This window comes from Rhodococcus mengyinensis (assembly GCF_048381435.1).
In the GTDB taxonomy this organism is placed as follows: domain Bacteria; phylum Actinomycetota; class Actinomycetes; order Mycobacteriales; family Mycobacteriaceae; genus Rhodococcus_F; species Rhodococcus_F opacus_D.
The window spans coordinates 1-23,870 of sequence record NZ_JBLWIT010000094.1 but is presented as its reverse complement, the minus strand read 5'-3'; the positions used below and the strand labels follow the sequence as shown (position 1 = coordinate 23,870).

The 23,870-nt window shown below is 66.0% G+C and carries 23 protein-coding genes and 1 pseudogene; 16 read left to right on the top strand and 8 right to left on the bottom strand.

Translation table 11 applies throughout. The features are described from left to right. Positions 1–346: 346 nt before the first annotated feature. Positions 347–775, top strand: a complete 429-nt coding sequence (locus tag ACNJ7E_RS18115; RefSeq protein WP_418340609.1) for a hypothetical protein — start codon at positions 347–349, stop codon at positions 773–775. A 501-nt stretch (positions 776–1,276) separates the two neighbouring features. Continuing rightward, entirely contained in the window at positions 1,277–2,047 is a 771-nt protein-coding gene (locus ACNJ7E_RS18110) for an ion channel (protein ID WP_418340608.1), read from the top strand. A gap of 359 nt (positions 2,048–2,406) precedes the next feature. Here ACNJ7E_RS18110 and ACNJ7E_RS18105 read toward each other — a convergent pair whose 3' ends face one another. Then, on the bottom strand, positions 2,407–3,873 hold the full coding sequence (locus ACNJ7E_RS18105) for an MFS transporter (RefSeq protein WP_418340607.1): 1,467 nt from the start codon (positions 3,871–3,873) through the stop codon (positions 2,407–2,409). 468 nt (positions 3,874–4,341) lie between these two features. Between ACNJ7E_RS18105 and ACNJ7E_RS18100 the strand changes: the two genes are divergently transcribed. From ACNJ7E_RS18100 to ACNJ7E_RS18085, 4 genes are all read left to right on the top strand, one after another. Then, positions 4,342–4,626 (top strand): YciI family protein, encoded by a 285-nt coding sequence (locus ACNJ7E_RS18100; protein WP_065491358.1) that lies wholly within the window; start codon positions 4,342–4,344, stop codon positions 4,624–4,626. Positions 4,627–4,762: 136 nt separating this feature from the next. Further along, on the top strand, positions 4,763–5,380 hold the full coding sequence (locus ACNJ7E_RS18095; RefSeq protein WP_418340606.1) for a TetR/AcrR family transcriptional regulator: 618 nt from the start codon (positions 4,763–4,765) through the stop codon (positions 5,378–5,380). Next, complete coding sequence (locus tag ACNJ7E_RS18090) at positions 5,377–6,291, top strand: ABC transporter ATP-binding protein (protein WP_418340605.1); 915 nt, start codon at positions 5,377–5,379, stop codon at positions 6,289–6,291. Before ACNJ7E_RS18095 ends, ACNJ7E_RS18090 begins: the two co-directional genes overlap by 4 nt. After that, the gene (locus ACNJ7E_RS18085; protein WP_418340604.1) at positions 6,281–7,066 is read left to right on the top strand and encodes an ABC transporter permease; all 786 of its coding nucleotides are present in this window, start codon (positions 6,281–6,283) and stop codon (positions 7,064–7,066) included. Before ACNJ7E_RS18090 ends, ACNJ7E_RS18085 begins: the two co-directional genes overlap by 11 nt. A 19-nt stretch (positions 7,067–7,085) precedes the next feature. Here the strand turns inward: ACNJ7E_RS18085 and ACNJ7E_RS18080 are convergent, their stop codons facing one another. The 6 genes from ACNJ7E_RS18080 to ACNJ7E_RS18055 all read right to left on the bottom strand — a co-directional run bounded on the left by ACNJ7E_RS18080 (position 7,086) and on the right by ACNJ7E_RS18055 (position 12,681). Then, positions 7,086–7,598 (bottom strand): nitroreductase family deazaflavin-dependent oxidoreductase, encoded by a 513-nt coding sequence (locus ACNJ7E_RS18080; protein WP_418340603.1) that lies wholly within the window; start codon positions 7,596–7,598, stop codon positions 7,086–7,088. A gap of 44 nt (positions 7,599–7,642) precedes the next feature. Beyond that, on the bottom strand, positions 7,643–8,269 hold the full coding sequence (locus ACNJ7E_RS18075; protein ID WP_418340602.1) for a TetR/AcrR family transcriptional regulator: 627 nt from the start codon (positions 8,267–8,269) through the stop codon (positions 7,643–7,645). Positions 8,270–8,520: 251 nt separating this feature from the next. Continuing rightward, positions 8,521–9,108, bottom strand: coding sequence for a vitamin K epoxide reductase family protein (locus ACNJ7E_RS18070; protein WP_418340601.1), 588 nt, complete (start codon positions 9,106–9,108; stop codon positions 8,521–8,523). Further along, complete coding sequence (locus ACNJ7E_RS18065; RefSeq protein WP_418340600.1) at positions 9,105–9,842, bottom strand: DsbA family protein; 738 nt, start codon at positions 9,840–9,842, stop codon at positions 9,105–9,107. Before ACNJ7E_RS18065 ends, ACNJ7E_RS18070 begins: the two co-directional genes overlap by 4 nt. A gap of 35 nt (positions 9,843–9,877) precedes the next feature. After that, positions 9,878–10,843: a cytochrome c oxidase assembly protein gene (locus tag ACNJ7E_RS18060; RefSeq protein WP_418340599.1), complete on the bottom strand. Its 966-nt coding sequence runs from the start codon at positions 10,841–10,843 to the stop codon at positions 9,878–9,880. 32 nt (positions 10,844–10,875) lie between these two features. Beyond that, complete coding sequence (locus ACNJ7E_RS18055; protein WP_418340598.1) at positions 10,876–12,681, bottom strand: chloride channel protein; 1,806 nt, start codon at positions 12,679–12,681, stop codon at positions 10,876–10,878. Between the two features lie 63 nt (positions 12,682–12,744). Between ACNJ7E_RS18055 and ACNJ7E_RS18050 the strand changes: the two genes are divergently transcribed. Together ACNJ7E_RS18050 and ACNJ7E_RS18045 are read left to right on the top strand one after the other, a co-directional pair. After that, positions 12,745–13,203: a MarR family winged helix-turn-helix transcriptional regulator gene (locus ACNJ7E_RS18050; RefSeq protein WP_418340597.1), complete on the top strand. Its 459-nt coding sequence runs from the start codon at positions 12,745–12,747 to the stop codon at positions 13,201–13,203. A gap of 1,039 nt (positions 13,204–14,242) precedes the next feature. Next, positions 14,243–15,154: a mechanosensitive ion channel family protein gene (locus ACNJ7E_RS18045; protein WP_418340647.1), complete on the top strand. Its 912-nt coding sequence runs from the start codon at positions 14,243–14,245 to the stop codon at positions 15,152–15,154. 781 nt (positions 15,155–15,935) lie between these two features. Here ACNJ7E_RS18045 and ACNJ7E_RS18040 read toward each other — a convergent pair. Next, positions 15,936–16,406: a DUF3052 family protein gene (locus ACNJ7E_RS18040; protein WP_418340596.1), complete on the bottom strand. Its 471-nt coding sequence runs from the start codon at positions 16,404–16,406 to the stop codon at positions 15,936–15,938. Between the two features lie 1,232 nt (positions 16,407–17,638). Between ACNJ7E_RS18040 and ehuB the strand changes: the two genes are divergently transcribed. The 8 genes and pseudogenes from ehuB (at position 17,639) to ACNJ7E_RS18000 (ending at position 23,752) form a co-directional block, all read left to right on the top strand. Then, entirely contained in the window at positions 17,639–18,526 is an 888-nt protein-coding gene (ehuB, locus tag ACNJ7E_RS18035) for an ectoine/hydroxyectoine ABC transporter substrate-binding protein EhuB (RefSeq protein WP_418340646.1), read from the top strand. Between the two features lie 39 nt (positions 18,527–18,565). After that, complete coding sequence (gene ehuC / locus ACNJ7E_RS18030; protein ID WP_418340595.1) at positions 18,566–19,297, top strand: ectoine/hydroxyectoine ABC transporter permease subunit EhuC; 732 nt, start codon at positions 18,566–18,568, stop codon at positions 19,295–19,297. Beyond that, positions 19,294–19,938, top strand: a complete 645-nt coding sequence (gene ehuD, locus ACNJ7E_RS18025; RefSeq protein WP_065491346.1) for an ectoine/hydroxyectoine ABC transporter permease subunit EhuD — start codon at positions 19,294–19,296, stop codon at positions 19,936–19,938. Before ehuC ends, ehuD begins: the two co-directional genes overlap by 4 nt. A gap of 19 nt (positions 19,939–19,957) precedes the next feature. Next, positions 19,958–20,719: an ectoine/hydroxyectoine ABC transporter ATP-binding protein EhuA gene (gene ehuA, locus ACNJ7E_RS18020; protein WP_418340594.1), complete on the top strand. Its 762-nt coding sequence runs from the start codon at positions 19,958–19,960 to the stop codon at positions 20,717–20,719. A gap of 129 nt (positions 20,720–20,848) precedes the next feature. Then, positions 20,849–20,932, top strand: a pseudogene (locus tag ACNJ7E_RS18015) (LuxR family transcriptional regulator); the annotation flags it as partial. A gap of 27 nt (positions 20,933–20,959) precedes the next feature. Beyond that, positions 20,960–21,091, top strand: a complete 132-nt coding sequence (locus tag ACNJ7E_RS18010; protein WP_414478881.1) for a hypothetical protein — start codon at positions 20,960–20,962, stop codon at positions 21,089–21,091. Between the two features lie 272 nt (positions 21,092–21,363). Continuing rightward, positions 21,364–21,870 carry a hypothetical protein gene (locus tag ACNJ7E_RS18005; protein WP_418340593.1) on the top strand — a complete coding sequence of 169 codons (507 nt, stop codon included), beginning with the start codon at positions 21,364–21,366 and terminating at the stop codon, positions 21,868–21,870. Positions 21,871–22,033: 163 nt separating this feature from the next. Continuing rightward, positions 22,034–23,752, top strand: coding sequence for an IS1634 family transposase (locus ACNJ7E_RS18000; RefSeq protein WP_418340312.1), 1,719 nt, complete (start codon positions 22,034–22,036; stop codon positions 23,750–23,752). Positions 23,753–23,870: the final 118 nt, after the last annotated feature.

Below are 23,870 nucleotides of genomic sequence, written 5' to 3'. Positions count from 1 at the left end.
GCACGGCGGTCGGCCTCGTCCGGCCGACCCTCGGTACCCTACTGCGAATCCGGCAATTCGTACACACATCCGCTGCGCGAATCTGAGCATGCGCACCGGATGCGGGCTCGCCTCGGCCTGGGTCCCGCAAGTCGATGCACGTTGATTGTCCTGTACCGCAATCATTCCGGATCGAGGCGGGAGTGGTCCTCGTGAACCAGGGTGGGCGACGCGCTGCTACGCTGCACCCCACAACCTCGTGGAGATCCCGCACCGGGGTCGACGTGGGGGACGAGCCCCGCCACCTCCGGACCCGCACCCGGACCCGGACCCGGAACGACACTGCAGGCCAGTCGGAAGGACTCTTATGCGACGTAGATGGTTCACCCCGCGCCGGTGCGGAGCCACGCTCGCCGCTGCGCTGACGATCCCCGGAGTTCTGCTGCTGTCCGGGGCGCCCACCGCCGCGGCAGCACCGATCGACACCGTGCTCCCGGGACCGGTCGTCGGTCTCACAGGCCCCGTGGCCAGCGGGCACGTCATGGTCAGAACCGATACCGATTCGCCGGGCATCACGCGCTTCCTCGGTACCGGAGGTCGGTGTGCGTGCGTGGTCCATTGGCGCAACGTCTCGACGGGAGCTTCGGGCAGCGCGGATCTGCGGTCGGGTCCGGGCCACAGCAGAGCGATGGTGTTCACGGGGCCGGGTGTGCTCGTCGCCACCGTTACCGCAGTTGGCGTCGCGGGTGCGCCGATCACGCTCCTGCCAGGGGTCGGCGCCTGGACGGTGCGCTGACCCCAAGGCTCCTGTCCGGGGGCGCGCAACGTGGACGCCCCCACCGGGGCGCGGTCTCAGAACAGAGGTGCGCAATGACGTGCGCCCACCGAACGAACCCACGACCTGTGGGGCTCGCAAGTTTCGTGCGATTGGACGCAGCCACGAAGAGTATCTTGCATCGGTCTTCTTCGGGATCATCGCGGTGTGTGGTCTCCTCCCGATCGTCCTGTATTTCACGATAGGCTGCGCGGTCGTGGCCGGCGTTCCCGGTACCACTGTGCGGGTGCCGTGGACTGCAAAGGTGCCGCGCTCCCGGCGTTTGCGACGATTTTCGTACGCGCCCGGGCTGGTCTGGAGGGGAATCTCGAGCCAGTTGTTGGCGAGCCAGACGGTGCCGGACGGATCCACCGCGACCCCGGTATTCCGCTTGAGCCCGTCGTCTTGTGGGTGATCAGCAACTCCGGGCGGGTACCACCACCGGCGGTGTCGCCGCACAGTGACAGTCCGTATCTTGCGGCTATGACGTATGCGCAATGGGAACGAATGACGGAGTGGCCATTGGCCGGTGCAGCATTGGGCTTTTTGGGGATCTACGGTTGGACGGTGCTGGCGCAGCCGGAGAGGACCTCCGCCACGTTGGCCGAACACGCCGTCCAGGCGATCTGGGTGCTGTTCATCATCGACTATCTGGCACGGTTGACGTTGGCCGAGCGGCGTGGCCGGTGGTTCGTTTACCATCTGCATGAACTCGCCATCGTGGTACTGCCGATTCTCCGGCCACTGCGCCTGCTTCGCCTGCTGACGGTGGTCAGTTTCCTGCAGCGCTCGGTCGGCGGCGCGTTGCGCGGGCGTGTGGTCACCTACGCGATCACCGGTACCGCTCTGTTGATTGCCGTCGCCGCGTTGGCGATGCTCGACGCCGAACGCGCCGCCCCCGAGGCGACGATCACCACATTCCCCGATGCCCTCTGGTGGGCGGTCGCGACGGTGACCACCGTCGGATACGGTGACCTCTCGCCCGTCACCCCTGCCGGCCGCCTGATCGCTGTGGGGTTGATGGTGGCCGGGATCGCCTTGCTCGGTGTCGTCACCGCGACGCTGGCATCCTGGCTGGTGCAGAAGGTGGCCGAGCAGGACGAGATGAACCAGGCCGCCACCCGGCAGCAGGTTGTCGAACTGTCCCGGCAGGTCCAAGCCCTCCGCGCCGAACTCGGCGCCGCAGGCCCCTCGGTCGCCGGGGTCCCTGCCCGTCCGCATGCCGACAGTTGGTCGGCGGTGAACAATTCCTGATTGCACCCGGTGGTGTCTGCAAGTGATCGATTCACCGGGGCCGGTGTTCGTCACCTACGCAATCGTGGTGGGCGGATCATGACGCGGCCGCCTCGCCCGGAACGGCAGGGGAGGGGAGGATCAGATCGGGGCCGTGAAATCGGAGTCCGGCCCGACCTCGTGTCACGGCGCAGTGTTGTCCGCTCCGATCCGCCGACCACGCCGCACCCGATACCGGCGGGTGGGCCACGGCTGGGAGTCTGTGCGGGGAGGTCGGTCACACAGTGTGCCCCGGGCGGTCGAGATGCGTGCGGCATCTCGACCNCCGCCCGACGAGCCACGTGTCGAAACCGACTGGCGTGAAACCGGTGTCGGCCGGCCTATACGTTGGCGTGGGCCAGTGACGGCATCCGCTGCACCGCGAACTCCGTGCGCAGGTAGAACCACCAGGTCACCGCGCCCATCACCAGGAACAGTGCGGCGTAGGCCCAGAACGCGGGCGCCATGCTGCCGTAGTGGATGTTGGACAGCCGCAGGGCCTGCTGCAGCAGGAATCCGCCGAAGGCGCCGACGGCGCCGACCACACCGAGCGCCGCGCCGGCCTGTCGCTTCGCCGACGCCTTGGCCTGCTCGGGGTCCTGCCCGGTGTCGGCGGCCCTTTTCTGGGATTCGGCGCTGAAGATCATCGGGATCATTCGGTAGGTGGAGCCGTTACCGATGCCGGTGAGGATGAACAGGGCCAGGAACGCGATCAGGTACAGCGGGAAGTTGTGCAGCTCGAGGGCGGCCATGATCAGGGCGATGCCCGCGGCCTGGCTGACGAACACGGTGAAGGTGATCTTCGCGCCGCCCATCCGGTCGGCGAGCCAGCCGCCGAACGGTCGGGTGAACGAGCCCACCAGGGCGCCGAGGAACGCGAGGTTGCCCAGTGCCACCAGGATCCCGACGTCCTTGAGTTCGGGGAAGTTGGCCTTGATCAGGGTCGGGAAGGCGAACGAGAACCCGATGAACGACCCGAACGTGCCGATGTAGAGGAACGCCATCACCCAGTTGTGTTTGTTGGTCATCGCCAGTTTGTAGGACTGCCCGTCGGGTTTGGCGCTGGTGATGCTGTCCATGAACAGCAGCGCCCCGGCCGTTGCGATCAGGATGAACGGCACCCACATCAGCGCGGCCAGTGTCAGGCCCAGCCGGTAGCCTTCCGGCGAGGTGGCCACGATTGTCGTGCCCAGCGCGATCACCAGCGGCACCGCGAGTTGGGTCACGGCGACGCCGAGATTACCGCCGGCGGCGTTGATGCCGAGTGCGGTGCCCTTCTTGCCTTCGGGGAAGAAGAACGAGATGTTCGCCATCGAGGAGGAGAAGTTGCCGCCGCCGAACCCAGCCAGCGCGGCCAGGATCAGGAACACGCTCATCGGTGTGTCGGGGCGGTTGATGAACACGGCCAATCCGAGGCACGGAATCAGCAGCATGGAGGCGCTGAATGCGGTGAAGGCGCGGCCCCCGAACTTCGGGATCGCGAAGGTGTAGGGCACCCGCAGCGCTGCCCCGACCAGCACCGGGGCGGAGGTCAGCAGCAACGCGTTGTTCAGCGCCTGCGGGCCCTGCATGAACGCGAACCCGGCATTGCCTATGTTGGTGACGACGATGGTCCAGATCACCCACACGTTGAAGCCCAGGTGCTCGGAGAACACCGAGAACAGCAGGTTCTTCCAGGCGGTCTTTTTGCCGCCCGCCGTCCAGAAGTGTTCGTCCTCGGGTTGCCAGTGGTCGAGCCACCGTCCTCGTCTCCGATACTCGAAGTCCGGTGCCGGAGTGTGTGCGCCGGTCTCTGCGGTTGTGGTCATCAAGAATTTCCTTTCGGTCTGCGAAGCCGTGCTGTCGTCGTTCCGACTTCGTCGACGTCGAACGGTGTGCACACGAGCTCTCGTGGCGATTGGTGGCCAAGGTAGGAGATCGGGATTACGGGGCTGTGGCCCACGGTGACGGGGCTGTGGCAAACGATGACGGGGCGAACAATTCCCGCTCACTGCTGCGAAGTTCGGTCCGTGAGGATCGCCGGGCGGGCCGGCCCCCTCGCTGGCCACATGGTGGTGATCCGATCGCTGCCATCCGGTCGATCGAGGGCAGGGGCGACGCGCCGAGCCAAGTGCGGTGTGGTCCCGAGCAGGGCTCCCCGAACCAGCCGCGGTTCATCACGCCGAAGGTAGGTTTCGGTGCCCGGTGCGGATCACGAAGCGCGGATAATGGGGAGGGAGGGGGAGCAGTCGCAGACCTGTCGGGATCGGCGATCTCCCTGAGAGAGCGAGGAGGGTATGCCTCTTTTCGTTGTCGAGTACACCTACAGTCCCGAGACCTCGTCCGGTCGAGACGATCACCGCACCGATCATCATGGGTGGCTCGCCGAACTGGTCCGCCGCAAGGTGGTGCTGTCATCGCATCCGTTCGCCGACGGGCACGGTGCCCGGTTCGTCGTCGACGCCGCCGACGCCGAGACCGTCACCCGCCTGTTCACGCACGATCCCTTCGCCCACGCGAACCTCGTCGCGGCGGTCCGTGTCCGCGAATGGGACCCGGAGATGGACGAATTCAGTACGTAGCTCGCCGGGTTCGCCGCCGGGATGTGAACGGGGGCAACGGGTCCTCTCGCGAGTAATCCACCGTTTTCACAAACAGTGATCGCATGTGCCGCACGGGCACATTGCCCCGGCTGCACAAGTGTTCCATAATTAGCACATGCGTTCAGGTGATTTGCGGGCGTCGGCCACCATCCGCGAGGCCGCGCTGGGGTTGTTCGCCGACCGCGGAGTCGCCGGGGTGAGTATCCGGGACGTCGCCGCCGCCGCTGGGGTGTCGTCCTCGTTGGTGATGCACCACTTCAAGTCGAAGGACGGACTCAAGGCGGCCGTCGACGCCCGGGTGAGCACCACCATGATCGAGTTGCTCGCCGAGTTCGGCCGCGGCGCCGAGAGCGGGGCGTCGCCGTCGTCGTTGGCCACCGCCATGGCGGAGATGCTCGACACCGACCCGCAGCTGCCCGGGTACCTGCGCCGGCTGCTGATCGACGGGGGACCAACCGCGCACGAGTTGTTCCGGGCGCTGTTCGACGCCACCGTCGATTCGCTGTCCGGGCTCGAGGCGGCCGGTGTCGCGCGCCCGGCCGCCGACCCTGCGGTGCGGGCAGCGTTCTTGCTGGTCAACGATCTCGCGGTGATCCTGCTGCGCGATCAGGTGCAGGCGGTGCTCGGCGTCGACCCGATCAGGCCGACCGGACTTCGGCGCTGGTCGCAGACCCTGATGGACACCTACTCGCGGGGAGTGTTCGTCCTCGCGCCGGAGGAGGAGCGATCATGACATCGGTTGTCGACGTCGCGGGCCTGACCCGCAGTTTCGGATCCCGGCGGGGCGTGATCGATCTGGACTTCCGGATCACCACCGGGGAGGTGTTCGGGTTCCTCGGTCCCAACGGGGCGGGCAAGTCGACCACGATCCGGTTGCTGCTCGGCTTGTACCGGGCCGACGCCGGTACCGTGCGGGTGTTCGGGCACGATCCCCGGCGGGAGAGTGTGCGCATCCACGAGCGGGTGGGGTACCTGCCGGGCGAGTTCGCTCTGTATCCGCCGCTGACCGGGCGCCGGCACCTCGAGGCCGCCGCCCGGGTCCGGGGCCTGTCGGACCTGTCCTACCGGGACGAGCTCGCCGACCGTTTCGGTGCCGAACTCGACACCCCGGTGCACACCCTGTCGAAGGGGAACCGGCAGAAGATCGGCCTGGTGCTGGCGTTCATGCATCGCCCGGAGTTGTTGATCCTGGACGAGCCGGCATCCGGGCTGGATCCGCTGCTGCAGCAGGAATTCATCGGTCTGGTCCGGGAAACCGTCGCCGAGGGGCGGACGGTGTTCTTGTCGTCCCACGAGCTCGACGAGGTGCAGCGGCTCGTCGACCGGGTGGCGATCATCAAGGACGGGCGGCTGGTGGTCACCGACACCGTCGAGCATCTGCGGGCCAGCGCGCCGCGCACGGTCGAGCTGCGCTTCGACCGCGACGTCGACACCACCGCACTCGACGATCTCGATCAGGTCGAGGTCGTCTCCCGTGGACACGGCGCGGTGACCCTCGCGGTGGCGGGGCGGATCGCACCGCTGCTGCGGGTCGCCGCCGGCCTCGATCCGGTGGACATGACCGTCCGGGGCGCCGACCTCGACGAGCTGTTCTTGACCTTCTATCGCACGGGCGCAGGTCGGGAGGTTACCGATGTTCACTGAAGTGGCCCGCCTGGACCTGCGGCTGCGGCGGCGTTCGATGATCGGCTACGCGGCCGGAATGGCGGTATACACGTTCGTCGTCGCCCTGTATCCGACGTTCAAGGACGATGCCGGGCTGAACGAGTTCACCCAGGGCAATTCCACCATGGCCGCCCTGTTCGGGGCCAGTGGTGATCTGACCAGCTCCGCCGGCTGGCTGAACGCGAACCTGTACGCCAACTTCGTCCCGTTGTTGGTGCTGCTGGCCGCCGTCGGATACGGGGCGGCGTGCCTGGCAGGCCAGGACGAGGACGGCACACTCGGGGTGATCGCCACGCTGCCGCTGGCGCGGCGCCGGATCGTGACCCAGAAGTTCGGTGCCCTCTGCCTGACCGGGATGCCGGTCGCGGTGATTACCGCGGTGTTCGTGGCCCTGGGCCGGGGTTTCGAACTGACCGTCGACCTGGGACATCTGACGGGGATCACGATCGGGGTGCTGTTGCTGGGGATCGGGTTCGGCGCCCTCGCCATGCTGATCGGGGCGCTGACCGGAAGCCGCGGGCTGGCGTTGGGGATTTCCTCCGCCGTCGCCGCCGCCTCCTATCTGATCAGTTCCCTTGCGCCCGTAGTGGACTGGATCAGGCCGGCGCGGTACGCGTCGCTGTTCTACTACGCCGTCGGTGACGGGCAACTCGAGAACGGGCTGCGCCTGTCCTCGGCCGTCATCCTGCTCGTTGTCGCACTGGCACTCTTCGCGGCCACCGTGCTGGCGTTCGACCGGCTCGACGTGCACTGAGCCACACGGCGACAGGCGGTCACCTCGGAACGGAGGCGAGGCGGAGCCCGATCATGGGCAACTCGGTGTCCTGGTCACCGATCGCAGCCCCGAGGGTGTTCTCGATGACGGGTTTGAACGTGTCCCAGGCGCGAGGGTGACGCCTCGTATAGGCCGCCAGGGCGGTGTCGGCCTCGGCCGGGGTGAGTCGACGCGCTGTGGCGTGTGCCGGTGCGTGGCCGCCGAGGTAGACGCGCACGTCGGGGTGGGCCTGTACGTTGCGAAACCACTGGGCGCGGGCGCCGAACCCCGAGACCACCACATAGGTGTCCGGTGCGGGATGGTCGAAGACCTCGAGTACGACGTAGCGTCTGGCGCCGGTTGTGCGTCCGATGTGTTCGAGCATCAGCATCCGCGACCCGAATACGAACCCGAGGTGTGCCCGGTAGAGCCAGATCGGGGCGCGCATCAGTCGGCGCGAACGCAACAACCGGGCTCCCCCTTCGGCGATCGTGCGGGAGATGACGTGTGTCACGGTGAGGGTCTTGGACATGGCAGGCCTCGATTCAGGTGGCGAGGAACGGTGAGCGGATGCAGTCAGATTCGGGTAGCGTTTCCCCCCAATCCATTTCGGTAAATCGACAGCGCCTCGGCGCCCCAGCGCCGCATCCCGGCGCTCGACAGGGGATCGACGCCGAGAATCTCCTGCAGGCGTGGGCGCAGGAGCAATACCGCGAGATCGTTGGCCAACAAGAAGGCCGCCCGCACGTCCGGGTCCGCGCCGGGATCGGCGTGTCCGGCATCGGCCATCCGGGCAAGGGTGTCTCGACTCGCCGCGTGCAACCTTCCGAACAGGCCCGATCCTTTCGGCCCGCCGGTCAGTAGCATCCGCCCGAGATAGCCGGGGATCGCCGAGTCGGCGGGGAGGAGATCGATCACAGCGTGGGTCATCGCCGGCAACGCCGCCGCATCGAAGGGGCCGGTCTCGGCCGGATTCGAGACCTGCTCCAGCATCGCTTCGAAGGTTCGGGCGACGTGTTCGTCGACGGCCTCACGCAACCCGTCCTTGGACCCGTAGTGCCGCAGGACCAGGGCGGGGGAGACGCCGGCTGCCGCGGCTATGTCGCGGACGGTCACCGCGTCGGGTCCGTGGGCAGCGAAGAGTGTCAGTGCCTCGTCCCGGATCCTCGCTCGCGCGGTCCGATCATCCGATGGTGATCGCATGTTCACTATTGTAAACGATTGTTTACACGCCGAGAAGTCCCGACCGGGCGAGGCGGCTACCCGTCCGTGGAACTGGCAGCGATGTGGGAAGGCCTTCACTACCTGCGCGGCTCGACCTTGATCGCCTCGAGGGAGCGGGCATCGGATTGTGGGGTCGATGCCACTGTGGACCACACCGTCGTGGTGTGGGGGCAGGGGCACGCCAGCCGCGGGATTCCTCTGTTGTGTCGACCCGGCGTTCGGAACAACGGCTACCAGAGGGTGGACCAGTAATTCCAGAAGCGGTCGAGGATGACCAGCACCAGGGCGGTGTACCAGAAGGTGACGATCGTCCAGCGCCAGGTGTGCAGGAATCGACGGACCGGGCCGGGGCGGGGTGACTGCAGGGCAGCGGTGACCGCGATGACCGAGAGTGGCACGACGACCACCCAGACGGCCATGCAGTACGGGCAGAGCGCGCCGATGCGGTAGAGGCTCTCGAAGATCAGCCAGTGCACGAAGGCGGTGCCTGCGACGATCCCCGCGGCCAGTCCGTACCAGTACCACCGGGGCAGCCGGATGGCGGCCACGGTGAGCACGCCTGTGACGACGACCACCGGGAACGCCGCCAGTCCGAGTATCGGGTTCGGGAACCCGAGTACTGCCGCTTGCGGGGTGGTCATCACCGATCCGCACGAGATCACCGGGTTGAGGCTGCACGACGGTATGTACTGCGGGTCGGTGAGGAGTTTGTATCTTTCGACTGTGAGGGCGAGCGCTGCGATGAGGCCGATGCTCCCGCCGGCCAGGACGGCGGCGGCCGCGGGCCGGGCCAGCCCGATCGGTGCGGTGGCGGTCATTTCACCGCTGCCGCCACCGCAGCGGTGAGGGCGTCCGGCGTGGTCAGATCGATTGGGTGGCCGTCGAGTTCGACGGTCGGGGTCGCCGACACCCCGCCGGCGAGGACATCATTCGTCGACGCGGTGATCCAGTCGGAGAATGTGTCTGCGGTGATACAGTCTCCGATCGCCTCGGATGCGCCGGCTCCTCGGGCGATGTCGATCAATGTCCGGTCGTTCAGACCGGCGCCGCCCTCGGGGGGTTGGTGCTCGAAGAGTGCGGTGTGGAACTTCTGCCAGGTGGCGGTGGACTCGTCGGCGACGCACAGGGAGGCGTTCGCGGCGCGGGTCGAGTAGTGGGTGGACGAGGACCGATCGAGGATGGCGATGGGGTGGTAGTGGACGGCGACGGTCCCGGCGTTGCGCAGTGCGTCGATCGCCCCGCCGAAGGTGCTTTCGAATTTCTTGCAGATCGGGCACTGGAAGTCTTCGTAGATGGTGAGCACGTGTCGTGGCTGCTCACGCACGCCCACCGTCGGCGCGGTGTCGGCCGGGAGCCGGATGGCACCGGACTCGGTGACTGCCGCAGGCGCGGCCGCCGGGTTGTCGGCGTCGGTGTGGGTGAGGATCAGGACTCCGATCACGATCGCGAAGATGACGAGTACGGCGGTCGACGCGACCCGGATCAGTGTGGTGCGCCGCCGATCGTGGGCGGCGAAGTCCAGCGTCCGCCTCGTGGTCTTGTCTCGGCTCATGGTGGATCCTTTCGGCGGTCGACGTGCGGAGGTGGTCACGGCGACTCGTCCCGGGCCGTGACCGAATAGGAGCGGCGGGAGCGGCGGTCGTGCTCGTGCAGGGCGGCGAGTCGGGCGTTGTAGGCGTCGAGCGCGGCCTGATCGTCGTCGACATCGACGCTGGTGCGTTCGGTGTCGCCGAGTGTGGCCTGTCGTCGTATTCCTTCGAGCCACCGGCCGAGGCCGCCGCGGCCGGTGGCGATCCATTGGCGGGTGATGAGCACCATCAGCGTCATCATCAGTCCGTCGCCGCCGAACCACATGATCGCGCCGGCCGTCTTCTGGTCGGTGAGTGCGGTCGGTCCCCAGTCCGGCCGCATGCCGGCGTAGGCGGGTGCGAGTGGGTAGTCGGTCATCATCAGGGTGATCCCGACGAAGGTGTCGGGGCCCATGCACAGCGCCAGCACCGCCCACCTCAGCAGGTGCGGCAGCGGCCGGGCGGTGAGTTCGTCGCCGATCAGGGGCAGCAGCAGCAGGTATCCGGCGAGCAGGTAGAGCGCGAGTTCGGTGTCGTGGATCCACATATGGGTGGCCATGGCCTGCTGGAATCCGGTGAGGTGGGTCAGCACGATCACCGTCGTGTACAGGGGCACGGTGAACACGGGTGTGGTGAGGATGCGCGAGGGTGCGCTCGTCACGATCCGGTCGACGACGACCCGACCGCGCGAGCTCGAGGCGTCGTGGAGCAACCGGATCGGTGCGGCACCGACCAATAGGACGGGGACCACCATGATCAGGAGCAGATGCACCAGCATGTGTACCCAGAACAGGCTGCCCGCGTAGACGGCCATACCGCTGTTGAGGGCGATCACCAACACCATCATCGCGAGCAGCCAACTGGCCAGGGCCCCTCGGTGCCACCGCTGCCCGCGCCGGGCCAGCCTGCGCACCAGGATCAGGTACGCGAGGGTCGCGGCGACCATCGACACCGTCGCGAGCGGGGTGACGGTCCAGGCGGTCATCACCGCACCCCAGGTCGGGGCTGGGGCGGGCGTCACCGGGGCGGGTCCGTCGAGGGAGGACCGCCGAGTCGAGGTTCGAGAGCGGCGAGGACGCTCTCGTGCGTGATCCATCCGGTCAGCCGGCTGCGGTTCGTGTCCAGGACCGGCAGACCCGTGCCGGGGGACTCCGATAAAGCGCGCAGGGCCTCGGTGAGGGTGGAGTCCTCGGTCACGGCCGCGGTCAGGCGCGCCAACTGCACGACCACGGTCTCGGTGGCGTCCGGGTCGCCGAGGGTTTCGGCCACCGCCCGCGCGGTCACACAGCCGTGGTAGGTGCCGTCTGCGGCGACAACCGGCAGGATCCCGTGCTCGGACAACGACAACGCGTGCGCCGCCTCGGCGAGGGCGGTGGTCTCGGTCAGGGGATCGGGAAGTGGCTGGGCGAGATCGCGCACCGTCATGCCGGCGAACACTGCCGGGGTCTGGGGTTTTTCGATGTCGACGCCGCGGCGCAGGAGTTTGCGGGTGTAGATGGTGTCCCTCGAGATCAGGTGGCTCAGGCCCGCCGCCATGGCCACCGCCGCCATCAGCGGCAGAATGATCGAATACTCCCCGGTGAGCTCGAACAGGATGATCACCGCGGTGATCGGTGCCCGGGTCGCGCCGGCGAGCGCGGCGCCCATCCCGACCAACCCGTACGCCCCCGCGGGGGAACTGATCCCGGGTGCGAGCACATTCGCGACGTCACCGAACGCGGTCCCCGCCATGGCGCCGATGAACAGCGTCGGGGCGAACACCCCACCCGAGCCGCCGATCCCGATCGTCAGGCTGGTCGCGATCATCTTCCCGACCAACAACACCAGCAGGAACGCGAGCACGTACTTGCCCTCGACGGCATTTTCGAGCACCGGGTACCCGACCCCGTACATTTGCGGCAGCACCAGCAGCAGGGCGCCGATCAACAACCCGCCCACTGCGGGCCGCAACCATTCCGGCCCACGCCACGCCCAGTCGCAGACATCCTCGATCAAGTACAACACCTTCGAAAAGCACACCCCCACCGCGCCGACGATCACCCCGAGCGCGATGAACAGCAGATACTCGAGCGGGCTGTGCACCGAGAACAACGGCAGCGACAGGAACGCCTCGTTGCCCATGATCGCCCGGCCCACGATGGACGCCATCACACTCGAGAGCACCACCGCGCCGAAGGATTCCGCGGCGAAGTCCCGCAAGATCAACTCCATCGCGAAGAACGGGCCCGCCAGCGGCGCGTTGAACGTCGCCGAGATCCCGCCGGCCGCCCCGCAGGCCACCATCACCCGCACCCGCGACCCGGACAAACGGGTGATCCGGCCGAACGTGGACCCGAGGGCGGCACCGATCTGCACGATCGGCCCCTCCCGGCCCACCGATCCGCCACCCCCGATGCACAGTGCGGACGCCAACGCTTTGACCACACTGACCTGTGGGGCGATGCGGCCCTCTCGTTCCGCGACGGCGTACATCACCTCCGGAACCCCGTGCCCGCGTGCCTCCGGCGCGAACCGGTACACCAGGGGCCCGTAGATCGCACCGGCGATCACCGGCACCACCAGCACGAACCACATCCCCAGCGCCGGAAAATGCGGGTTGGCGGCATGCCCGGCGTCGGAGTAATCGTCCACACCGGTGAACATTCGGGTGAACGTGGTGATCAGCCACCGGAAGACGACCGCGGCAACACCGGTCCCGGCGCCGATCACCAGGGCCAGCGGGACCAGCGCGGTCGGGCTCTCCCGCAGCCACCGACCGACGGTCTCCCGGCCCGGAACCGGGATCGAACGACCTGACGGCCACCGTGCTGCCTCCGACATCATTATTGCAGTATGCAATAGTTGCTGTGGGGAGGCCATCGCCGGGGTGACGACAAGGAGCAGTTCGTGCACGACACCTCCCACCCGACCGGGCAGGAGAACACGGACGCGATCACCGACGCGGACCCGGCCGCGTCACGGCTGTTGGTGACACTCTCCGCACGCTCGATCGCCGCCGTCGACGAGACGATCACGACCGCCGAGTTCCGGGTTCTCGTCGTGCTCGACACCCGCGGCCCGCTGAGCGCGGCCGCGCTGGCTCATTACCTCGCGTTGCGACTGCCCACCGCTACCAGGATGGTCGAGCGTCTGGTCCAAGCCGGCCTGCTCAGCCGGGAACCGACCAAGACCTCACGTCGAGGGGTCTCGATCGAACTCACCACCCGCGGGCGCGCGGTGGTCGGCGAGGTCACCGACCACCGTCGCCGCGAGATCGGCGCGGTCGTCAAATACCTGCCCGGCGAGCGCCGTCACGATCTCGCGCCGTCGCCGGACTTGGTGATTCGCGCGACGCCGACTGAATAGGAAACGCCGACAGGGCGTTTCCGGGGGCAGGCACCTTCAGCGGCAACAGCCGCCGTGCCATTCCGAGGACACTCGATCGTTGGCGTGGCCAGTCCGTGTTGGGCAACGACGTCGATACCGGTGACAATGTCGTTGACCGGAAGTCAGATGAGCCGGGAGCCGACCGTAGTCAATTGAGAATGCACAATGATCCCGTCGTGGACCTACCCGAACGGTGTGATCCGGCGGCCCGCCTATGACGACGAGGGCGCGCGGCCCCGGCAAATCGTGTCATCGACGGACTCAGCGCCGGATTCATGTCCCTTTCGGTCGCCCACGGGTAGCGCCCGATCGCCTCCAGTAGTCGGCGACAACAGGATGCCCCCCGGCTGTCGGGCCCGGCCGACTCCGGAGGGGTGAGCGTCTTCCGGGCCGTGGTGATCGCGCCCGTTGTGAACACCCGCTGAGACAGCCCCCGATGTACCCAGGATGGCGTCCCATTCCGGCGAAACATCGGTGCCGTTGAGTGTTTGCTCGCGCCCTTGCGTCAGGAAGCGCAGCAGCGCAACCCGGATGAACGCCTCGACGTCGGTGAAGTCTGCGACAGTGGCGCTGTCACAGTCGCGATCACCTCGAGTTGCCCTTTCGCGAATAAACCCGGTCGTCGACGTCGGCTTGGTCACCCCCTCAGCGACCGGCGCCGCCGGCGTCCGCCCCTGAGACTCCGGCGACGCCTGGACCTGAACAGCTGCGACAACATCGCCGGACAGGAGTGCCTTTTTGCGCACACCGGTCTTTGAGGATTGCGACCACGCTTGGAGCCCACCCCACTACATGCCGAAAGCCACCGGACGCCCTGTTTGCGATACGAGCCGTCCACCTCGCCTCGGCCGCGTTTGTGAGTAACTCGCGGCCAGTCACGCCCAACGTCCGAAAGGTCTCCGGAACCGGCCGGTGAGAATGGTGGGCCACGTGCAACATCCTTCGATCAGTGGTGTTGCGATCGCCCTGCGACGCCAAGGTGTTTGAATGGCTCCGTCTCTCCGTACACTGCGAGGGGATGAATACTGAGCTTCATGCCCTGGACCTGACCGTGATCTCGCGGGACTGGCTCGTGCACCGCCCGATCGAGATCGCCGTGTACGTGGTGTTGGCGCTGCTGCTGCGGTACGGCTTGCACCGGCTGATCGATCGGATGACCCGGCGGGCTCGAGTCGGCGCGTCGGCGTTGCTGCGCCCTCTGAAAGCGCGCGATCCCTATGGCGCCTCCAACTCGATACTGAACGCGCGGCGGGCGCAACGCGCACGCACCATGGGATCGGTCTTCAAATCCGGGGTGTCGATCGCAACCTTGACGTGGGCTGTGCTGCAGATTTTGGCGGTGGTCGGGGTGAACGTGGCACCGCTGATCGCCTCTGCCGGCGTGATCGGTGTCGCGCTCGGGTTCGGCGCGCAGAACCTTGTGCGTGACTTCCTGACCGGCGTTTTCATGCTGCTCGAGGACCAGTACGGTGTCGGGGACGTCGTCGATGTCGGGGACGCAGTTGGCACGGTCGAGACCGTCGGCCTGCGGGTGACGACCGTCCGCGACATCAACGGCACCCTGTGGTTCTGCCGTCACGGGGAGATTCAGCGGGTGGGCAACATGAGTCAGGGACACGCGGTCGCGGTAATCGATCTGCCGATCGCGCACACCGCAAACGTGCACCGGGCGTTGCAGGTGGCATTGTCCGCCGCCGAAGCGGCAGTCGACGAAGCGGATATCGCCGAGGATGTGCTCGAGCCGCCGGAGATGCTCGGCGTCAACACCGTCACAGCGCAGTCGGTGGTATTGCGTTTGACCACCCGCACCCGGCCGGGACGGCAATGGGCGGTCCAGCGCCGCCTCACCAGCGCCGCGCTGGCTGCCTTCGACGAGGCCGGAATCGAAGCGCCCTTGGCGGTCCTTATGTTGACACACGCAAGCGCCTGACTGCGTTCTATTCAACGGGAACCGAGGGGCTTTCCCTCGAACCGGCCGGTGGGGACTGTTGATGGCAGAATTCCGCTGTGGTGCCGACAGGCTGGATATCCGGGTACACGTTGGTCGGTGAGTATCGAGAGTTCCTGGGTGTCGGCTCGGCGCGTGTTGTCGAGCGCGGCACCGCGACCGAGGCGACGATGATCGCCATCAGTCGATGGGCGCCACCGGCCGGCCGATTCCCGGTTCGGATCCGGGAGAGGGCGGCCTATCGGCCATCGTGCTGGCCTTCGGCCATCCTGATTGCAGTAGGCAATAGTTGCTGGGGAAGGTCATTATCGGGGTTGTCAGGGCGTGCGAAGCCTCGTGAGGCCGGTGGGGTCGCCGAGGTTTTCCTCGCGCATGTTTCGGCGGCGAAACATGCCTGGGCACGAAGATCGCAGTCGCCCGCCAAGTCGGTTGAGCTGAAAACGCATCAGGGCGCTGTGGCCGGCTGCGCAGGCGAAAGTCGATGGCGAACGCGAGACCGGTGCGGCAACAACGGAGAGGCCGCCGAAGCCGTCTTATAATTCCAGCGGTCGCCACGGAGATTCGGCCGAACGCGAGGAGACAAGGATTAGATTAGATCAAGGCGGCGTTCGATGGTTTCACAGAGCCGGTCGATTCCGCCTCCCCTCCATCTGCGGAACGGGAAATCGGGTCAGTGGAGTCGCCATCGGACTACCGGCGACGATCGCTGGCAGTCACTGTCCCGGCATGACAGCGACCGCCGCACGAGTACCGTGCCCGACATTCAGTTGGGTAGGGCGCCGCATCGCACGAGTGCGATATCAGGGGACGGTGGCCGGGTAAGTCGGGTGCCGATCCACCGGTGGATCTCGATTCCGGGTCCCGCCTCAACGTGAAACCCAGTGCGAAGCGAGGCTGTGTCGATCTGGACGGGATGGACGCGGCGGGGCGATCCCGGTGTCGGGGTCAGAAGCCAGACGAATCCGCTCCGCGACAGTGCGGCCTTCGCTTGCCGGAGCGCATGCCGCAGGCTCGGGTTTTTCGCCGCCCGGCACCACAATAGGACCGCGTCGACCGGAGGTGTGTAACCCTTGTCCACCAGCGCGGAGTCGGTCAGCCCCTGCACCCGGCGGCGAAACAGTTCGTCGACGTCGAGGCCCCAACCGATCTCCTTGATCGTCATTCCTTCGTTCAGGCCGAGTTTGGGGTCTTCACGGACCTGATCCCCATCGTTGGCCGCTCGGCTGGTCGTCATCGGATTCGGTCACTTCTTTGCGTAGCCCGCCTCAGGATACGTTCTCGGACAGACCAGGGTGGGCGTGTCACCCACCAATCCGGCGCGTCGCAGCATTGGGTATCAGGGCAGCCGCCACGGAGATCGACGTCAGAAACGCTGCGCTCGGATGTCGTGAGAGAGCGACTGGGCAACGATTCGACTGGCATACCATTGCTCTATGCGCGAAGCGCCCGGGGTGGGGAGGCCGTGAACGACTGGTGTCGCGTGACCACTGCACGGTCGAGCTACTTAATTCAGGTCCAATAATGTTCGAGGCATCCCTCCCACAGAGGTTCTGTCGTATCCGCCGGCCATGACCGTAACCGGTATCGGACATGGCCGGTGATCGTCCCGAGGGCCACGTTTCTATCACCGTTCCGGCGACCGTCACCGTCGACGGTCGTACACGCCGGTAGGCCTGTGAACACCTCCGCTGCCAGATCCGAGGATTCGTCAATGAGCACTACTGGCTTCAACAAGCAGTCGGTAGACGTCGGGCCGTTACCGGTAGTACGGTCGCGACGCGGCCGATACACTGCGCTGGCCGCCGAGCATCCCCGTGTCGCCGTCCCCCCGGCGCCAGGGATGCACGTCTCTGCACCCAGCCCAACCAGTGGTCATCGACAGTCGAACGCTGGATTGCGCGCATGGATCGCGCCGAATTCGGCGAGGCGCGGAAAATTACGCGCGGCAGGTGCCGTGTCGTGATGCTGCCGTAGCGCCTGTCCTGTTCGGCTGCATCGAGAATCTCGTCACCGCCCTCGCGGACTGCCACGGAGGGCGAACATGAGTAGAACGTCACGATTGTGGCACTATGCAATAGTTGCTGTTGTGAAGCGGTCGCGGGTATGTCGGCAGGCGGGAGGAGGTCAGGCGCGTATCGGAGCGTCCCGTGTGCAGTGTGTCCGCCTCTGCGATCTGCCGTCCGCTCGGAGAAGCGTTGCGCGAGAGCATCCCGCGACCTGCTTACCGCTAACCGGCGCCGCCGGCGCTCCAGTGAAGTGGGAGTGCGGGAGTCTAACGCTGCGCCCATCGCCGCAAACCTAAAATTGAAGTAACGACAAGGTAAAGAAATGGGCGGGTCGGATGCGCTGGTTCGTGTGGCTGCGTACCGTGCGGTGACGCGGATCCGTGTTTGATCGCGCTGCCTCGCGGTGCGAAGAGCGGGTGGATCGCCTGTCGTGGATGAAAGGAAAGCCTCAGTGATTTCGATGATTTCGCCCTTGCGGGCAGTTGCGCGGCCTGCGGCTGTCCTCGTCGGCCTGATTGTGGCCGCGGTGTCGGTTGCGGGTTGCACGAAGACCGATTCGACGAACGGCGGCTCGCTGCTCGGGCAACTTCGTGACGAGGGGACGGTGACCGTCGGCTTCGCTGGTGAGGCGCCGTACAGCTTCGAGCAGGACGGGCAGCTGGTGGGTGCGACGGTGGCGCTTCACAGGGAAATCTTCAAGAATTTGGGAATCGACAATGTCGAGGGGGTCAGCACAGATTTCGGTGCTTTGATCCCGGGGCTACAGGCACGTCGATTCGACGTCGTCAGTGCCGGAATGTCGATTCTGCCGCAGCGTTGCGAGCAGGCGGCCTTCAGCGAGCCTGAATTCAACTACACGACAGCGCTCATGGTGCCGAAGGGGAACCCGGAAGGCCTGACGGATATGCAGTCGGTCAAGGACAGTGGCGTCCGGATGGCGGCGATGACCGGGGCGATCGAATCCGACTACGCGCAGTCGCTCGGTATCGACGCGATGCAGGTAGCGTCACCGCAGGACGGAATGGATGCGATCGCCAGTGGGCGTGCTGATGTCTTCGCGTTGACCGGTATCTCGCTTAACTGGCTTGCCAAGAACAACCCGCAGGTTCCCGTGGAGGTCACGGAGTCCTTCGTCGCGAACATCAACGGAGTTCCGCAGGTCGGTGCTGGTGGCACCGTCTTCCGTACGGAAGATGTGGAACTACGCGACGCGTACAACGAGGAGCTTGCCAAGATCACGTCGGACAAGGACAAGTATTTGTCGATCGTCGGCCCGTTCGGTTTCACCGAGCAGGAGTTGCCGGACCCGAACCTGACCACGGCCACGCTGTGCGAAGGCGCCAACTGAGAACAAAATGTCAACTGAGAACTCTGCAGGCTCTCCCACGTGAATGACAACATCAACGCCTTCTCGGATGCCTGGCCCAGTATCCGAGAAGGCGTCCTCATCACCCTCGAACTCACCGCCGGTGGTGCGGCTCTCGCGTTCCTGACCGCAGTGATGCTCGGTGTAGCCGATCGCGCACATAATCGGATCATCAGGTGGTTCTCCCGTGCGTTCATCGAGTTCTTCCGCGGCACTTCACTCTTGGTGCAGCTCTTTTGGCTGTTCTATGTTGTGCCGCTGTTCGGGTACCTCATCGATCCCCTACTCTGCGGCATTCTGGCGCTCGGACTCAACTACGGTGCCTACGGGGCGGAAGTGGTTCGTGGCGCCATAAATTCGGTACCACAACCGCAATGGGAAGCCGCGACTGCGCTCGATTTCAGCCACTGGCAGCGGCTTCGACGGATCGTCTTTCCACAGGCATGGGCGGAAATGATTCCGCCACTGACGAACTTGTTGATTCAGCTACTGAAAGGCACCGCGCTGGCGAGCTACATTCTACTGGAAGACCTGACCTTCGAGATCGGACAGCTCCGTCAGACGACGGGAAACACGCTGTTCGCGTTCGGTGTCGGCCTCATCATCTACTTCGTGATCGGCTACGTTCTCACCCTGTTGATGAACGCCCTCGAGGTGCGTGCGAAGAACAGGCTGGGAACCGGTCCGTCGTTGCGTGAAATCTTCAGTCTCGCACCGACCGATCCGCGAGGCTTGGAGGCTGCGCAACAATGAATGCCGACTGGAGTTGGGACCGCGCCTCCGCGGCACTGCCTCTTCTGCTCGAGGGCTTCCGCATCACCCTCCTCGCCACCGTGCTCGGATTCCTGATTGCGTCGGTTCTGGGCCTTGTCATTGCGCTGATCCGACACAGCGGTCCCCGGTGGGTGAGTGTGCCCGTGCGAGCGGCCGCCGAGTTCATCAGACTCACACCGCTCGTGGTGCAGCTGCTCTTTGTCTACTACACCCTCACGAGCTGGTCTCCGCTGCAGATCGGTGTTGCAGTTCTCGGAATTCACTACTCGACGTATATGGCTGAGGTCTACCGCGCTGGTATCGAGGCGGTTCCCCGCGGCCAGTGGGAAGCGGCGCGCGCACTGTCGATCGCGCCGAGCCGCACCTGGCGAGCGATAATCCTGCCGCAAGCCATCCGCCGCGTAGTTCCTGCACTCGGCAACTACGCGGTATCGATGTTCAAGGACACGCCGTTCCTGTTCGCGATCACCGTCGTGGAAATGGTGACGGCTGCGCAGCAGTTCGGTGCGAGAAACTTCCAGTACCTCGAGCCACTGACCCTCGCCGGAGTGATCTTCCTCCTCGCCAGTTATCCCACTTCGCTGCTCATACGCAGATTGGACAAGCGTCTTGCCCGATGAATCGACCACACCTACCCCGATGATCCGCTTCGAGAACGTCGTGAAGCGCTACGGCGACCATGTCGTGCTGGATCAGTTGAACTTCGAGGTGAAACGAGGGGACCGTGTCACCCTGATCGGACCCAGCGGTTCCGGGAAAACGACGATCCTACGCTTACTGATGACCCTGGAGTCGATCGATGACGGCGTCATCTGGGTTGACGGTCTGCGGCTCACACACGAGCAGAAAGGGGACAAACTCGTCCCGGCGTCGGAGAAGTACCTGCGGAAGGTTCGCCGACGAATCGGGATGGTCTTCCAGCAATTCAACCTCTTTCCCAACATGAACGTCATCGACAACATCACCGAGGCGCCTATCCACGTTCTCGGACTCGACAAGGCCGCAGCTGTCAAACGCGCACGCGAGTTACTCGAGATGGTCGGGCTCTCGGACAAGGAGACGGCGCATCCGACGCAGCTCTCTGGCGGTCAGCAACAGCGCGTCGCGATCGCGCGAGCACTGGCGATGGACCCGGACATACTGTTGCTCGATGAGGTCACATCTGCTCTAGATCCGGAATTGGTGGCAGATGTTCTCGACGTACTGCGAGACGTCGCCCGAACCACGGACATCACGATGCTGATCGTCACACACGAGATGCAGTTTGCCCGAGATGTTTCGAACCGGGTGATGATGTTCGACGCCGGCCGGGTCGTCGAGGAAGGGGAGCCGTCAATAATTTTCACGACACCGCAGCACGAGCGCACCAAGGGGTTCCTCAAAGCCGTGCTCGCCGATTGACACCAACGCGGTCGGCACCCTGATCGTAACGGTCGGTCACGGGGCCGGCAGCGGGCCAGGGGGACACCCCTATGCACTCGATGACGACAACACGATCGGACGGGATTGGACAGTGTAGAGAGGTCTCCGGTGGACATTCGCCCGCCCCTGAGCCGACGCGAAATCGAGGTCGTGCGAATCTGGGTGCAGAGTGAGTCGAAAGCGGCTGCCGCGACAACGCTGGGGATCAGCCTGGGCACCATGAACACTCATCTGAGCCGCATCCGAGGTAAGTACACGCAGGCGGGACGACCGGCATCGGACAAGGCCGCATTGCTGGTGCGCGCACTGCAGGACCAGATCATCACCCTCGCCGCATTCGACGAAGGGTGATGCCGACGGATCTAGAATGCCGGGACGGTAAGGCAATTCTGACGGTCAGGATTCGTTGCCGCGAGTCGGGAGGAAGGCGCACCTCGATCGGTAGTTCTGAGATCGCCACCGTGGTGGGCGAGGGAGTCGATGAGTTCGCCGCGCCCGAGGCCGTTGGGTCTAGGTTGGCGGGTATGCCTTCTCTATGGGAATTCGCAAGGCAATCGGGCCGCGCCCGAGGTAACACCGCTGCGATAGTGGGATTCTTCTCAACCTCCTGGTTCGGATGGGCAATGGCCGTCCCGACTTCCGGTGTGTTGACTGCGATGCTCAACACAGGGTGTTTGGCGGGTCTGGTCGTTGTTGTGATCGGCATCGTGTTGGCGGTGTGCAGTCCCGCCGAGAGCTCAGCGATGACGGATCCCGCCGTGAAGCGCCGATATGTCACCGTGGTCATTCTCGAGATCGTGGTGCTCGCGGCGGGGGCCGTGGTCCTGGCTCTGACCGGACTTACCGAGTGGACCGCCGTGTGGGTGGGTTTCGGCGTCGGCATTCACTTCTTTCCGCTCGCTTCCATTTTCGGGGAGCCCACGCTGACGGCGCTCGGGGCGCTACTCGTCGCAGTGGCAACCGCGGGTTTAGTTCTCGGCCTGTCGACGGGTGCCGCGCCGAGCACGGTCGTCGGGACGGGAGCTGGTCTCAGCCTGCTCGTCTTTTCGGTTCTCGCCCTGGCGGGCAAACGCTTTGTTCGGAACGACGCTGGTCGGGATCACCCTGGCTATCCTGCCGTGCGCGGGTGAGACTCAGACCGGACTTCCGCAGTTCGTAGGCATTTTCGTGCCTGCCGCGGAATGAAGGCGCAGGTCAGAGCGGTGCAGGGTGTCTGGAACGCGAAAATCTGTAGGCACACGACTTGCGGCGTGTCGGCTGGTGAAGCCGCATGCGATGTGGTGTTGTGTAGGTATGTACCTGCGGGAGACGCGGCGGAAGAACAAGGACGGCTCGGTGGTGTCGTATCTGCAGCTCGCGCACAACGAGCGGCACCCGGACACCGGCTCGCCGACCGCGAAGGTGATCCACAACTTCGGCCGCGCCGAGACCGTGGACCGGGACGGGTTGGCCCGGCTGGTGTCGTCGATCTCGCGGTTCCTCGCCCCCGACCAGTCCGCCGCGGCGTCGACCGCGGGCGGGGAGGTGGAGATCCTCGACTGCCGGCGCCTCGGCGGGGCGTGGACGCTGGACCGGCTCTGGGACCGGCTGGGGATCTCGGCGGCGATCCGCCGCGCCGCCGAGGGGCGGCGGCTCGCCGCCGACGCGGTGGAGCGGGTGATCTTCACCCTCGTCGCCCAGCGCGCGCTCGAACCCGGCTCGAAGCTCGCGGCGACCGGCTGGGTGACCGAACGCGTCGCCATCGAGCACATGACCGCGTTGTCCGACGATCAGGCCTACCGGGGCATGGACTTCCTCCTCGACGCCCTCGAGGAGATCGCCGCCGATGTGTTCAATTCCGTTGCGCACCTGTTAAACCTGGATTTGGACATCGTTTTCGTCGATACGACGAGCACCTACTTCGAGACCGAGGGCCCGGAGCGGGCCGATCCGCCCAGCGACGACGGGGCCGGTAACCCGGCCGAGTCCGGGGCGCGGGAGTTCGGCCACTCCAAGGACTTCCGCACCGACCTGCCGCAGGTGGTGATCGCGATGGCCGTCACCCGCGACGGGATCCCGGTGCGCTGCTGGACCTTCCCCGGCAACACCGCCGACACCGCGATCATCCGCACCGTCAAAGACGACCTGGACGGGTGGAACCTGCGCCGGTTGGTCTGGGTCGCCGACCGTGGTTTCGCCTCCGCCGCGAACCGAGCGTATTTGACCCGCGGCGGCGGGCATTACATCCACGCCGAGAAGCTGCGCCACACCAACACCGAGGCCGCCGCCGCGCTCGCCAGGCCGGGCCGCTACCACACCGTGGCCGGCAACCTGCGGGTCAAGGAGGTGCACGTCGCGCCCGGCGGTGACGGGGACGGCGACGGCGGCGCCCGGACCAGGCGATTCGTCGTCTGCCACAACCCGGACCAGGCGGACCGCGACGCGGCCGTACGGGAGAACCTCGTCGCGCACCTCGAAGAGCTGATCGACGGTTCCGACACCTGGACATCGCGCCGCCGCGACGAGCTGGTCGGCTCGCTCAAATCCAAGCCGGGACTGCGACGGTATCTGCGGCGCACCAACACCGGGCTGCTGCGCATCGACCACACGGCGATCAAGACCGAGGCCGGCCTGGACGGCAAGTGGCTGCTACGCACGTCCGACACCACCCTCACCCCGGAGGACCTGGCCGCCGCCTACAAGCAGCTGCTCGCCGTCGAAGCCGGGTGGCGCGACATGAAGGGCTCGCTCGGGCTGCGGCCGGTCTTCCACCACCGCGAGGACCGCATCCGCGCCCACGTCCAGTTGTGCTGGCTGGCGCTGCTGCTGATCCGGGTCGCCGAGACCGCCACCGGTGACACCTGGCGCAGCATCCGTCACGAGCTCGACCGGATGCACCTGGTCACCCTCGCCACCGACCACGGCCAGGTGGCGCAACGCTCCGCCGTCACCGCCGGGCAGCGAAAGATCCTTACCGCGCTCGAGCTGCCCGAACCGCCCCGGTTCTTCGACTTCGCCCCCACCGACGCGTAAGCGAGATCCCGCCAAAGCAAGGCCTGTAGTAACACGACCCCAACGCGGCCGCGCGGCGTCCCCGCACGTCAACACGCCTTTTCGCGGAATCGTGTGCCCATCAGCTGCGGAAGTCCGG